We start from the raw sequence: 11,701 nt of genomic DNA on the forward strand, positions 1-11,701 counted from the left end.
TAAGGTGTCATGCAGATAACAAGAAGAAAACTTCTGTTCGCAGGTGGTGCCGCCGCAGCCTTTACCGCCGGCATGTATCCGGTGCTCAAGCTCGACGCACAGGGTGTCGCCCCCATGACGTCGACGGGCATGAAGACACTTGCCGACAAAAGACCGACATTGCATGCGGACGGTATCCGTTTCGGCGCCTACGATCCGCACGGCGATTTCACGGCCCAGACCGGGGTGGCGTCGGAACATCTGTTCCTGCCCTGGGAGGACGTGGATCTCGACAGTCTCGCACTTGCGGATGCCTACGCTCTGGAGCGCAAGCGCAACGTGCTGATCACGGTCGAACCCTGGTCCTGGGACGTTAACTGGCGGCTCACCTCCGACGAGTTGCGCCGCAAGGTGATGAGAGGCGACTATGACCAGAACATGCAGGCGATCGCCGCACGCATGTCGGCGATGAAAAGCCCGCTGATCCTGCGCTGGGGACAGGAAATGGAAGACACGTCCGGCCGCTTCTCGTGGTCGGGCTGGAACCCGCGTGATTACATCACGGCGTATAAACGCATGGTGGACATGACCCGCAAGGCGGTTCCCAGCGTCAAGGTGATGTGGTCACCGAAAGGTCTGGATGGTCTGCAGGCCTACTATCCCGGTGACGGCTACGCCGATCTGGTCGGCCTCTCGGTCTTCGGTCTCGAGGAGTACGACAAGATCGAATATGGCGGGCCGAAGACCTTCACCGATCTGCTGCGCAAGGGCTATGGACTTGTCGAAACCTTCAACAAGCCGGTTTGGGTTGCCGAACTGGGTTACGAAGGCGGCGATTCCTATGTTCGTCCGTGGATGAACGACGTGACGCTGAAACAGGCGGATTTTCCAAAGCTGGAAGAGGTCGTCTATTTCAACGACAAGGATGTTCATGCCTGGCCGCACAATCTCGGCAGACCGGACTGGCGCGTCGTGCGCCCGGCCAAGGCCTGATTGACGTCGAAAACCGGCGAGCGGCGATGCCGCTCGTCCGGTGCTCCAATATTAGGTAGCCGTTGCCAGCACGGCCTCGGCCTCATAGATGGCGCAGACGATGTGATAAAAGGTGCTTGCCGGCGCCGGCTCATCGAGCATCGGCCTGTCGGCCGGCCATTTGTCGAACCAGAGACCCTTGACCGGCGTGTCAAGGAAAGGCTGCAGCGCGCCGATGGCGCTGAGACCCGAGGCAAGGTAACGCTGCCGCTCCTCGCCGTTTGTGACGCTCGCCAGCCGCACCGAAGCTTTCAGCCATTCCGTCTGTGGCCATAATCGCGCCAGCCCGTCATGCACCGAAAAATCGTCGTAGAGGCTCATCACGGCCACCTTTCGGCGCGGGCAGATGCCGTGCTCTTCACCGATCTGGAACAGGCGTTTTGCCTTGTCGATCGCCTCATCGTTTCCGCGCAGGCTGCCCCACCGCACCAGAAGCCATGCCCATTCGAACTGGTGGCCCGGCTCCATGACCCGCCCCTTGTCGCTATCATGGGGTGTCCAGTCATGGGCGAAGAACTCGCGCAGCCCGCCATTGCTGCTATCGATGAAACGGGTCAGCGCCAGGCCGGCAATCTCATCGGCAAGCGCCGACCACGGGCCTTGCGGGTCCTGCTGCTCCCAGGCCAGCATCGCCTCGAAAAGGTGCATATGCGGATTGGAACAGAGCGGCGTGCGCGGCGGGTTTTCTTCCTCGAAGCCGGCAATTGGATGTCTGTAGTCGCGCTCGAGGATAGCAAGAATATCGAGCGCCCGGCCGCGCATCTCGTCCCTGCGCTCGGGAAGGCTTGCGGCCGCCTGCGCGGCGGCGAAAAGCGCAAAAGCCTGATTGTAAAGATCGAAGGAGGGGTCGATCAGCCTGCCGGTCTGGTCGGCAAGGTTGCCGTAGAGGCCATTTTCAAGGCGATAGACCTTCTCGAACCAGGAGAGCCCGTGCAGGAGCGCTTCTTTCCAAGGCCCCTGCCATCCATGCTGGCCGGCGGCGGCGAAACAATAGGCCTGACGCGGCTGCACGCGGGCGCGGCGGTCATCGGAAAAAACCGGCTTCGCATCCTGGCCGAGACGCTCGTAAAAGCCGCCATCCGGGCGGGCCGAACCCGCCTCCCACCACAGGGGCAGAGCGTCTTTGTCAAGCCATTTGCGTAATGTTCCGATCTCTTCGGCAAGCGCCTGCGCGATGCTCGGAAATTGCACTGTCATATGATAACTCTCTGTTTTTACAGTTGAATTAAAAAGGTGACCAATAAAAATACGTAATAATAAACGCAAGTAGACCATGGGACATATTGCGCTGCAACCGTAAAATTATCGGCCTGACAGGATGCCAACCCCTGGCGGCGTCATTGGTTCCACCTTCTTTCGCGGGAGATGCGGGTCGCAACGACGATTCGCGATTCATAAAGTGTCAGAAATTACAACGCAAATTTGAGATTGCTTATTCGTAGTCCTCACGTATTTCGTAGCAATGGTCTGGTCATTAGTGATTCGGTCTCCTTTTAACCTGGGCGGCGTTGGGGAAACAAAGGGGCGCAAGGCAGTGAAATTTTCTGCCTATACTTCATTGCTGTTCTCTGTTGCGGTTCTTTCGGGCTGCAATACTCCCGCGGGCGTTCGGTCGTTCGGGGGCGCGCAGATGGCGTCTCCTTCCGAGGCGCTGGTTTTCCCCCCGCCCGGCGGTCCCGAAATCGTCACCGTGGTCAACCGCACCTATTCCAACGCCGTGGCGCAGCAGGTCATTTTGCGCTCTGAGGCCGCGACCCCCGGGCAGAATTATATCAAGGCTGAGTTTTTCGGCCCGCAACAGGCCGGTGATACCGGTGGCGACGCCCTGGCTTTTTCCGGTTTCCGGGCATCTTCCGTCGCGCGGGAAATCCGCGCCGAGTTTCCGGGCGAAAGCCTCGCCATGTCGCCAAATTACCTGCAGAACGGCTATGGTGCGTTTTCCTATGCCGCCGGCCATGGCCGTGGCGACGATACCTGCCTTTATGGCTGGCAGGACATTCGCTCGCCGGAAAGCATGCGGCAGGACTTCCGCAATCTCGGACGCATCAAGGTGCGGCTGCGTCTTTGCCAGTCGGGGGCAAGCATCGAGCGGCTGCTGGCGGTCATGTATAATTACACCATTACCGGCACCTATGCTTCGCCGAGCTGGAACCCCTACGGCACGCCGCGGGCCGTCGATCAGAATCTCGGGCGACCCGGGAGCCCGATCTATCCCATGAAGGCGGAGGATGTGCCGATGCGGCCCGGCGGCGAAGTGACCTCCAGTGTACCCGTCCGGCCGGTCCGCCGCGTGGCGGCCGTCACGCCCGCGCAGCCGGAACCACAGCCTTTGCCGCCCGTTGCTGCCGTTAATATCCCATCGCCCACATCGACGGGTTCGCCGGTCCAGCCTGTTCGATCTTCGGTGGCGGGCAGGCGGATGGACGGCGGGCCGGTGGAAAGCAGCCGGCAACCGTCGCAGGTGCCGCAGGTGTCCATTCCCTCGCCAGCTTGTCTGTCCGGTTCGGGAGCGTCACCAGGATGCAGGTGATCGCCGGAACCAGCGCAGAAGTGAGCGCCGAGGCGCATATCGCAAAGTTTCCGGGCCTAAATTCCGGATGGGGACGAGAACGGAAAGTTTCTGGATGAACAAGGCCATCACAGTCATTGTCTGGTTGCTTGTGTCGCTTTGCGTTCTGGCCATCGTCACGATGCCGGTCAGCCTGCAGACGCATCTGGTGGCAACCGCGATTTCGCTCATCCTTCTCGCAACGATCAAGAGCTTCAACGGGCAGGGCGCCTGGCGTCTGGTCGCGCTCGGTTTCGGCACCGCCATCGTTCTGCGTTATGTCTACTGGCGCACCACGAGCACGCTGCCGCCGGTCAACCAGCTCGAAAACTTCATTCCCGGTTTTCTGCTTTATCTGGCGGAGATGTACAGCGTCGTGATGCTGGGGCTCAGCCTTGTCATAGTGTCGATGCCGCTGCCGTCGCGCAAGACGCGACCCGGTTCACCCGATTACCGGCCGACGGTCGATGTCTTCGTTCCGAGCTACAACGAGGATGCTGAACTTCTCGCCAATACGCTGGCGGCGGCCAAGAACATGGATTATCCGGCCGATCGGTTCACCGTCTGGCTGCTGGACGACGGCGGGTCGGTGCAGAAGCGCAATGCCAGCAATATTGTCGAGGCGCAGGCGGCGCAGCGCCGCCATGAAGAGTTGAAGAAGCTCTGTGAAGATCTCGACGTGCGTTACCTGACGCGCGAGCGCAACGTCCACGCCAAGGCCGGAAATCTCAATAACGGTCTTGCCCATTCGACCGGCGAGCTCGTGACCGTGTTCGACGCCGACCATGCGCCCGCCCGTGATTTTCTTCTGGAAACCGTAGGCTATTTCGAGGAGGACCCCCGGCTCTTCCTGGTGCAGACGCCGCATTTCTTCGTCAATCCCGATCCGATCGAGCGCAACCTGCGCACCTTCGAGACGATGCCGAGCGAAAACGAGATGTTCTACGGCATCATCCAGCGCGGCCTCGACAAATGGAACGGTGCCTTCTTCTGCGGTTCCGCCGCCGTGCTGCGGCGTGAGGCGCTGCAGGATACGGAAGGTTTCAGCGGCGTCAGCATCACGGAAGATTGCGAAACGGCGCTCGCGCTGCATTCGCGCGGCTGGAACAGCATCTATGTCGACAAGCCACTGATCGCCGGGCTGCAACCCGCCACCTTCGCAAGTTTCATCGGCCAGCGCAGCCGCTGGGCGCAGGGCATGATGCAGATTCTGATCTTCCGCCAGCCGCTGTTCCGGCGCGGTCTCTCGTTTACGCAGCGTCTCTGCTACATGTCGTCGACGCTGTTCTGGCTGTTTCCGTTTCCGCGCACGATCTTCCTGTTCGCGCCGCTGTTCTACCTGTTCTTCGACCTGCAGATTTTCGTGGCTTCCGGCGGCGAGTTTTTGGCCTATACGGCGGCCTATATGCTCGTGAATCTGATGATGCAGAACTATCTCTATGGCAGCTTCCGCTGGCCGTGGATTTCGGAGCTTTACGAATATGTGCAGACGGTTCACCTTCTGCCCGCCGTGGTTTCGGTGATCTTCAACCCCGGCAAACCCACCTTCAAGGTGACGGCGAAGGATGAATCCATCGCCGAGGCGCGGCTTTCGGAAATCAGCCGGCCGTTCTTCGTCATTTTCGCGCTGCTGGTGGTGGCAATGGCCTTTGCAGTTTGGCGCATCTACAGCGAGCCATACAAGGCGGATGTCACGCTCGTTGTTGGCGGCTGGAACCTGCTCAACCTCATCTTTGCGGGCTGCGCGCTCGGTGTCGTTTCCGAGCGCGGCGACAAGTCGGCATCGCGGCGCATCACGGTCAAACGGCGTTGCGAGGTCAAGCTTGAGGGCAGCGACGCCTGGGTGCCAGCGTCCATCGATAACGTGTCGGTGCACGGGTTGCTGATCAATCTCTTCGATAGCGCGTCGAATATCGAAAAAGGCGCGACGGCCATCGTGAAGGTGAAGCCCCATAGCGAGGGCGTGCCGGAAACCATGCCTGTAAACGTGGTGCGGACGGTTAAAGGCGAGGGTTTCGTCTCGATCGGCTGCACCTTCTCACCGCAGCGCGCCGTCGATCACCGCCTGATCGCGGACCTGATTTTTGCCAATTCGGAACAGTGGAGCGAGTTCCAGCGGGTGCGCCGCAAGAATCCCGGCCTTATCCGCGGCACGGCCATCTTCCTGGCCATATCGCTCTTCCAGACGCAGCGCGGCCTTTATTATCTGGTCCGGACGCTTCGGCCCGCCCCCAAGGACGCCAAACCTGTCGGAGCCGTAAAATGATCGGCCGTAAATCCATCCGGGATTCTCTGGCAGTGTTGGTATGGGGGGCTGTTGCGACGGGCGCGATGGCGCAGTCCTCCCCCTTCGACATGTCGCCGGAACGGCCCGCCCAGACTGCTCCGGCACCCGTGCCGCCGTCCGCCATTCCGCCGGCCGTACCGCGCCAGCAGCCTCCTGCCCAGATGCCGGCCCAAACGCCGCCGCCTCAGCCATCCGCCCCGCCGCCCTTTGCGGCTCAGCCCGCGCCGGCCCAGCAACAACGCCCCGCCGTTCCGTTGCCGCCGCCTCAGCAAAGCGCAAGACCCGTTCCGGCGCCGACCTTGCCGCTCAGCGCCGACAGCCGCCGCCGATACATCCTGCCCTATGAAAAGCTCAGCCTTTCCGGTGAGATCGACCGCCGGCAATGGAGCATCTACCTGACGCCGGAGCAGGTGAATGCCGCCGTTTCGCTCAATATCGGCTATCAGAACGCCATTGTGATCGCGCCGGAAAACTCGAATTTTCAGGTCAGCCTGAACAATGTACCGCTGGATCCAGCGCGTATCGAAGCGCCCGACAGCGAGGGCAATGTCTCCTTGAAGATTCCGCCGGGCGTCCTGCAGGTCGGCTCAAATGTCGTGAGACTGGGCGTGCAGCAACGCCACAGAACCGATTGCACGATCCAGTCCACCTATGATCTGTGGACCGATGTTGACCCTGCGAGCACCTATATCGGCTTTAATGCCGATGTTGCCGGAAGCTTTGCCAATATCGACGATATTCAGGCAACGGGGCCGGACGGCAAGGCGATGACGTCTATCGAGATTGTCGCGCCGGCACTCGGCAATCCGGCGTTTGCGGATTCTCTCCTGCGTCTCTCACAGGCGCTGGCGCTCAGAACCCAGATGCCGAACCAGACGATCCGTTTCGTGGCCGCGCCTTCCACCGAGCGCAAGGCAGGCACGTTGACGGTCCTCGTCGGAACCGCCCGTGAGATTGCAGGCATGGTCGGTACGCTGCCGCCCGAGGCATCGGCGGGTGCTTTTGCCGGCTTTGGCGCGGCAGCACCTGGTGGTCTTTCGCCGCTTTTCGTCAGCGGCCCCACTCCGCAGGCGGTTCAGGCGGCAATAGAGACGCTGTTTTCCTCGATATCGCGTACGCCCGGCGCGCAGAGAACCACCTTTTCGACCCGCAGCTGGCATGCGCCAGATGTACCGCTTGTGATGTCGGACCGCCGTATCGCGCTTTCCGAACTTGGCCTTGAAAGCACCGAATTTGGCGGCCGGCGTTTCCGCAACGAGTTTTATGTCGGCATGCCCGCCGATTTTTATGCCTCGGCCTATGGCGAGGCGTCGCTTCTGCTCGATGCCGCCTATTCGTCGCAGGTATTGCCGGGCAGCCATGTCGATATCTACGTCAATGACGAGATCGCCTCGACCGTGCCGATTTCCAACAATGGCGGCGGCATTTTCCGGCATCTGCCGATCAATGTGACGATGCGTCATTTCAAGCCGGGCCCCAACAAGGTCACCATCGAGGCGGTGTTGATGACGGCGCAGGATCAGGCCTGTGCGCCCGGCGCACCCACCAGCACGACCCCGCGTTTTGCGTTGTTCGATACGTCTGAATTTCATATTCCGGACTATGCGCAGATCGGCCGCAAGCCGGACCTCGCCGCAATGGCGGGTGCCGGCCAGCCCTATCGGACCGGTGGAACGCCTGTAGCGCTGTCGCTCGACCGTTTCGATACCGACACCATGTCTGCGGCGGCGACGCTGATCAGCCGGCTGGCGAGCGTGGCGGGGCATCCCATCGACATCGAAACCGTGGCATCGCCGCTGGTGATCGGCGACCGCGACGCGCTGTTCGTCGGAACGATTTCGCAGTTCCCGCAGTCATTGATCGGCCAGTTCAATCTCGTTCCTTCCAGCCAGGTATCCTGGAAAATGGGAACCGGCGTTCAGCCGCCCGCCCAGAGCAGCGAAACGCTCTTCAACGACTGGCGGGAGCGGGTGGATGGCGGTGTCTGGGAAGGGCAGGTGTCGTCTCTTGAGGAGTGGATGAAGCGGAATTTCGATCTGAGTTCGGATACGCTGCGCTTCCTGCCGGCGGCCGAGCAGCTCTATGCGCCACCCGGTAATGTCTCCTTCATGCTGGCGCAGGGCCTCAGCCCTTCCGGCCAAGGGGTGTGGACGCTTGCCACGGCACCGACATCAGCGGAACTTCTTGACGGCATGGCGGCGATGGCGCGGGAAAACCGCTGGCGCGGTGTCACGGGGCGTGTCGCCGCATACGATGCCTCTGCCGAAAAGCTCGAAACGGTGGAGGTGGAGCGGCCGTATTTTTACGTCACGCGGGCGTTTTCCCTTTCCAACTGGAGGCTGGTCGCCGCCAACTGGCTGTCCTCCAATGTACTTTCCTATTCGCTGGCATTCATCGGTTTCGTGTCTCTCCTCGGCTTCGCCACTTTCACGATGCTGCGCATGATGGGGCGGCATCGATGAAGAACGGGATCTCGAAACTGGCCGGTATTTTCTTCCTGTCCGTGATGGCGGTGTTTGCAGGTATTTCCGTCAGCCGCGCTGCTTCTGTCTCACCGGAAGCGTGGTCGGCCTATAAGGGGGCGTTTCTGGATTCCGGCGGCCGTATCATCGATACCGGCAACGACAATATCAGCCACAGCGAAGGGCAGGGTTATGGCATGTGGCTTGCCGTGCTTGCCGACAACCTGTCCGATTTCGAGCTGATCTGGAATTTCACACGCACCGAGCTTCTGGTGCGTGATGACGGGCTTTCCGCCTGGAAATGGAATCCACGCACCAGGCCGCACGTAACTGATATCAACAACGCCACGGATGGCGATATTCTGATCGCCTATGCGCTGGCGCTCGCGGCGGGGCAATGGAACCGGCAGGACTATGCCGAAGCATCCGCGGCCATCGCATCCTCGGTCCTCAAAAAGACCGTGGTGCAGCGAGGCGGGCGCACGCTGCTTTTGCCTGCTGTCAGCGGCTTCAGTGAGGGCGACCGGAAGGACGGGCCAGTGGTCAATCCCTCCTATCTGATTTTCGAGGCCTTTCCGGTCCTCAATCTCGTAGCGCCATCGCCGCTCTGGAAGGCGGTTGCCGATGACGGCGTGGCGCAGATCGGCGCATTTGCTTTCAGTGACAGAAAACTGCCGGCCGACTGGGTGTCTGTGAAGACGAAGCCGCAGCCGGCATCGGGTTTTCCGCCGGAATTCGGTTACAATGCGGTGCGCATTCCGCTCTATCTTGCAATGGCGAAGATGGGCTCTCCGGAGCTGCTTTCCCGTCTGAAAACCGGCATGACGCTGGAAAGCGGCGCTGCCGGAACCTTCGACCTGAAGAGTGGCGCGGTCAAGGATGTCCTGTCCGATCCCGGTTATCGCATCATTCCGGCGCTTGCCGGATGCGCTAGCGGGGGGGCGGCCATTCCCGCCGAACTTAAAAATTTCCAGCCAACACTTTATTATCCTTCCACATTGCATCTTCTGGCATTGTCGTTTCTGGCAAGGAATAACGGGGAATGCCGATGAACAAGCCATTGTCGACCTCGGCTCTCATCCTGCTTCTGATAGCGCTCGCTGCCTTCCACTGGCGCGACAGCATTCTCGGGCGGGTGTCGGACGTGCATACCTCGGCGGTCGGTGATAACCGGGCCGTGCAGCGCATGTCGCCGTCAGCCAATCCGGCGCAGATCAGCGCTTTCGTCAAAAACCGCGAGATGGCGCAGGTGACTCAGCCCGCGACACCGCCGGTAACGGTGCCGGCGACCGATCCTTTGCCGGTGACGCAGGCCGGCGGGCAAGCACCGCAAACACAGACGGCGCAGGCGCCGGCCCCCCGTACGCCCCAGCCCACATCGGGCAGCATGCCGGAAGTCGATCTCAGCGCGCTGCGCTATTTTGCGGCGAGAGGCGATACCCAGCGCCTTCAGGCTGAAATCGCGCGTCTTCGCACGCTTTATCCCAACTGGACGCCGCCGGCCGATCCTCTCGCCATTCCCGAAAACGGCGATCCGCGGCTCGATGCCATGTGGCAGCTCTATACCGACGGCCGTTATGCCGAGGTGAGAAAGGCGATTGCCGACCGCCAGCAGGCGGAACCCGGCTGGCAGCCGCCCGACAATCTGACGGGCATGCTCACCTTGGCCGAAGCGCGCCAGCGGCTCGTCAATGCCTCCGATCTCAAGCAATATGCGACGGTGGTGGATACGGCGGCCAACAATCCCGGCCTGCTGACCTGCAGCGAAGTCGATGTCCTGTGGCGGGTGGCCGACGCCTTCGCCAATACCGACCGGATGGGACGGGCGCGCGACGCCTATCTCTACATTCTCAACAATTGCACCGCCGCAAGCGACAGGCTCGCCACGGTGCAGAAGGCATCCGCGCTTCTGCCGGCGGAAATGATGGACGATCTGCTGGCCAAGGAAAAACCTGGCGCAGACGGCCAACTGGAATTCGAACCGGTGAAGAACGATCTCGCCCGCCAGTTCGTGGCCAAGGCCGGGGAAAAACCGAAAGAAGGCGAAAAGGAGGGGGGCGCCGTCCCCTCCGCCTATGTGATGCGGCTTCAGCGGCTTGCCGAAACCGACAAGCTTGCGAGCGACGCCCTGTTGCTCGGCTGGTACAATATCCGCCAGAAGAATATGACAGAGGCGGAAAAATGGTTCCGCAAGGGGCGGGAAGAGGAAGACAGCGCGTCCGCCTCTCAAGGGTTGGCGCTGGCGCTGATCGACCGTAACGAGCCGCGCGAGGCCGAGGACGTCATGTATAAATGGCGTACGGCTTCCGACGACGCGCTTGCGACCTATCTTGCCGCAACGGCCAATCTTCTCGCGCTGCAGCCACCGGTCGTGCTGCCGCCGGATGTGTTGCAACGCATCGCCGTCGAAACGATGGCGCGTAAGGATGCGGCCACCGCGCAGCAATTCGGCTGGTACTCGCTTGCCTTCCGGCAGACCCCGCTTGCGTTGCAATGGTTCAGCACGGCGCTTGGCTGGAAGCCCGATGATGAGCCGTCCGCCTATGGTATGGCCGTCAGCTATCACGATCTTCGCAATCTCGCCGGTCTGCGTGGCATCCATCAGCAATGGGCAAGCCGCTCCCAGCGGATCGCCGATGTCGGAACCGCAAGGATGGTCGACCAGTCCGGTCAGACGATTGCCCCCATAACAGCGCCGTCCACTGCCCCACAGGCGACCGCGCCCGTACCGACCTATGCGCCGCAGGGCGAGCCGGCGGTGGTATATGCCCCGCCTGTCGTCCAGCAGCCGGAACCTTCACGCAAGCAGGCGCGCCGCCCGGTGCAGGTGCAAAGCGAAGCCAGCGCCGCATCTCGCCCACGCTCCTGCGCGGCCTATCCCGATCCGCAGCGTCTGCCGCCGCAACAGGCGCTCGATCTCGGCTGGTGCCTGATGGAGACGAACCGGCCGGCGGAGGCGCTGAAAGCCTTCGAAGCCGCCATTGAAGGCGGTCAGTCGACAGTTAAGAGCGATGCCGCCTACGGCCAGAGCCTTGCTTATCTGCGCATGGGCTTGACGGACCACGCCGCCGTTTCGGCGACGAAATCGAACATGGACCGCCCGCGCGCGACGGAGCTGCAGGTCTCGATCCTTGCTGATCGCGCCGTTTCCGCGTTTGGCTCGAAGCGGTACGCTGAAACGCTTCTCCTGCTCGACCAGCGGGCGCGGCTGGCGGATGAACGAACGGACCTGATGGTGCTGCGCGGCTATTCTTACCTTGCCATGCGCCGTTATGGTGAGGCTGCACAGATTTTCGAAAGTCTGTCGGCTATCGGAAACAGGGACGGCATTCGGGGATTGGCTGCGGTGCGCGCCGCCCGGCCGAGCAACGGTCCGCAGGGCGGCTGAGACAG

General features: G+C 61.6%; 7 protein-coding genes. 6 read left to right on the forward strand and 1 reads right to left on the reverse strand.

Annotation, left to right across the window (positions count from 1 at the left end; translation table 11 throughout):
- Positions 1-9 precede the first annotated feature (9 nt).
- Complete coding sequence (locus CFB10_RS06150; RefSeq protein WP_026363966.1) at positions 10-972, forward strand: glycoside hydrolase family 26 protein; 963 nt, start codon at positions 10-12, stop codon at positions 970-972.
- 51 nt (positions 973-1,023) lie between these two features.
- On the opposite strand, the gene CFB10_RS06155 is transcribed toward CFB10_RS06150, so the two are convergent.
- The gene (locus CFB10_RS06155) at positions 1,024-2,208 is read right to left on the reverse strand and encodes an AGE family epimerase/isomerase (RefSeq protein ID WP_020011864.1); all 1,185 of its coding nucleotides are present in this window, start codon (positions 2,206-2,208) and stop codon (positions 1,024-1,026) included.
- A 337-nt stretch (positions 2,209-2,545) separates the two neighbouring features.
- On the opposite strand from CFB10_RS06155, the gene bcsN reads away from it, so the two are divergent.
- The 5 genes from bcsN (at position 2,546) to CFB10_RS06180 (ending at position 11,696) form a co-directional block, all read left to right on the forward strand.
- Positions 2,546-3,541 (forward strand): cellulose biosynthesis protein BcsN, encoded by a 996-nt coding sequence (bcsN, locus tag CFB10_RS06160; RefSeq protein WP_026363965.1) that lies wholly within the window; start codon positions 2,546-2,548, stop codon positions 3,539-3,541.
- 94 nt (positions 3,542-3,635) lie between these two features.
- Complete coding sequence (bcsA, locus tag CFB10_RS06165; RefSeq protein ID WP_020011862.1) at positions 3,636-5,825, forward strand: UDP-forming cellulose synthase catalytic subunit; 2,190 nt, start codon at positions 3,636-3,638, stop codon at positions 5,823-5,825.
- Positions 5,822-8,308, forward strand: a complete 2,487-nt coding sequence (locus CFB10_RS06170) for a cellulose biosynthesis cyclic di-GMP-binding regulatory protein BcsB (RefSeq protein ID WP_026363964.1) — start codon at positions 5,822-5,824, stop codon at positions 8,306-8,308. The genes bcsA and CFB10_RS06170 overlap by 4 nt, the downstream gene beginning before the upstream one ends.
- On the forward strand, positions 8,305-9,360 hold the full coding sequence (locus CFB10_RS06175) for a glycosyl hydrolase family 8 (protein ID WP_020011860.1): 1,056 nt from the start codon (positions 8,305-8,307) through the stop codon (positions 9,358-9,360). Before CFB10_RS06170 ends, CFB10_RS06175 begins: the two co-directional genes overlap by 4 nt.
- Positions 9,351-11,696, forward strand: coding sequence for a cellulose synthesis protein (locus CFB10_RS06180; RefSeq protein ID WP_020011859.1), 2,346 nt, complete (start codon positions 9,351-9,353; stop codon positions 11,694-11,696). Before CFB10_RS06175 ends, CFB10_RS06180 begins: the two co-directional genes overlap by 10 nt.
- The last annotated feature ends 5 nt before the right edge of the window (positions 11,697-11,701 follow it).

The sequence above is a fragment of the Agrobacterium sp. 719_389 genome (assembly GCF_900188475.1).
Classification (GTDB): Bacteria; Pseudomonadota; Alphaproteobacteria; order Rhizobiales; family Rhizobiaceae; genus Agrobacterium; species Agrobacterium radiobacter.